At 34.6% G+C, this 1,752-nt stretch carries 3 protein-coding genes; 2 read left to right on the forward strand and 1 reads right to left on the reverse strand.

The window, feature by feature from the left end; genetic code table 11:
• Positions 1 to 316 (forward strand): DUF3231 family protein (locus AC1DJR_RS28705; RefSeq protein ID WP_477004122.1); only part of this gene is annotated, 316 nt, incomplete at its 5' end.
• A gap of 29 nt (positions 317 to 345) precedes the next feature.
• On the opposite strand, the gene AC1DJR_RS28710 is transcribed toward AC1DJR_RS28705, so the two are convergent.
• Positions 346 to 840 carry a YndM family protein gene (locus AC1DJR_RS28710; RefSeq protein WP_477004123.1) on the reverse strand — a complete coding sequence of 165 codons (495 nt, stop codon included), beginning with the start codon at positions 838 to 840 and terminating at the stop codon, positions 346 to 348.
• Between the two features lie 283 nt (positions 841 to 1,123).
• On the opposite strand from AC1DJR_RS28710, the gene AC1DJR_RS28715 reads away from it, so the two are divergent.
• Positions 1,124 to 1,336, forward strand: coding sequence for an alpha/beta-type small acid-soluble spore protein (locus AC1DJR_RS28715; protein ID WP_002140088.1), 213 nt, complete (start codon positions 1,124 to 1,126; stop codon positions 1,334 to 1,336).
• Positions 1,337 to 1,752 lie beyond the last annotated feature (416 nt).

Consider the following 1,752-nt stretch of genomic DNA (forward strand, 5'->3'; position numbering starts at 1 on the left):
AGCCCTTTTAAAGGTAAATGGAGTGGCTTTACCACCAGCACCTCCAGAAAGACCGGTTGCTTCTATTGAAGACATTCCTCCTGGTGCGCGCATCAACGATGCAGAAATCGCAGCAGCCGTTGCAGCAGCTCTTGCAGCAGGACTAGTAACTTGTAGCCAAGTTATGGGAAAATGCCTTCGAGAAGATGTAGGCATGCTATTTGGACAAATTCACATGAAGAAAGCACAAGCAGGAGTAACATTACTACGTTTAAGCAAAAAGAAGGGGTGGATAGTTCCTCCACCATTACATGTTCGAAATTCTGAACAAGCTTAACGATAAAAAAGTGGCCAAGGGCCACTTTTTTATTTCAATTTATCAGTTYCATCTTCTACTTTTCTAGATGGACTTTCTCTTTTTATTCTAGAATAATCTACATACTCGTCAGAAATCTCCATAGCATATTTATCGTGACCAATAGTAGTAGATTCTCGTGAATCCTCATTCGCATGTAAAACAACTTTCTTCATATAGATATGAAAGAATATTTCAGCCACACCAATAAGCAAAGCTGCAAAAAAAGCAGACGCYCCAATATTACGAGTTAAATTTATATTTGTTAAAAAGTGTGTTAATGCCCAAATTCCTACAAAACTCAAACCTAAATCAGCAATGGTAGCCACCATGTTTCCATACTTAGGTAAAATAAATAAATCTCCTATTAAATATGCCACTCCAGTAATTAATAATGAAATGAACAATATTCTAGGAATCGAAATACCCTGAAAAATGCCTAGTATCATCAATAGCACAGCACTAATAGCGGTATATTTAATTAATAAGGCAACAATATGTTTCATCTGTATTCCTCCAATTCTTTAATTGTTATGTAAGAGAAAACGTCTTAATAAAAACGGGCTGTGCCTTCATAAAGCACAACCCGTTTCATCGTGTTCTGGAGGTCTGTTTAATACATGATACTCATATGGCAAGCATTTTTTATTTCGCGCTCCTACACATTACTATTTTGTGAAATATATGTATAATTTATACTTTGAAAAACTGAAAAATGGATACCAAAAAAAGGATTATATATTTTCGATTACTTTTAAACATATTAAAAAGTAAAGGAGGTGACATAACATGTCAAACAATAACAGTGGAAGCAGCAATCAATTATTAGTACATGGCGCTGAACAAGCTCTTGATCAAATGAAATATGAAATTGCTCAAGAATTTGGTGTACAACTTGGTGCAGACGCAACAGCTCGTGCAAACGGTTCTGTTGGTGGTGAAATCACAAAACGTCTAGTAGCAATGGCTGAACAACAACTTGGCGGTGGAGTTAATCGTTAACTTTAAATATGCATGGATAAAAAGGAGAGACACATCGTCTCTCCTTTTTTCATTATAATCTCTAGTATGTAGAGTTACTAAAAATATTATCCTCTAGGGGTACCGTCACATCGCTATCAAGCTAAAAAAATAGGTCACCCCCAAAACGAAAAAACATGTTAAATTCCCATAGATAACTATCTTATATTAATTACACAACCTAGTGTGTGATATAATAATATAAAGATATTATATTTAAAGGGGGGGATTCAAATTGGTTAAAAACTTACCTTTACTAATAGTGATTTTAATACTTGGTGTAAGTTCTTCTACATTAAGTACGAATGGATACTTTTCTCCAGTTATAGAATGGTCTTTAATGATTATAAGTATTATTTTAAACATTACTGCAGTGATAGGTTTATCACTACACGTTC

The organism is Bacillus sp. 05T31 (assembly GCF_056396725.1).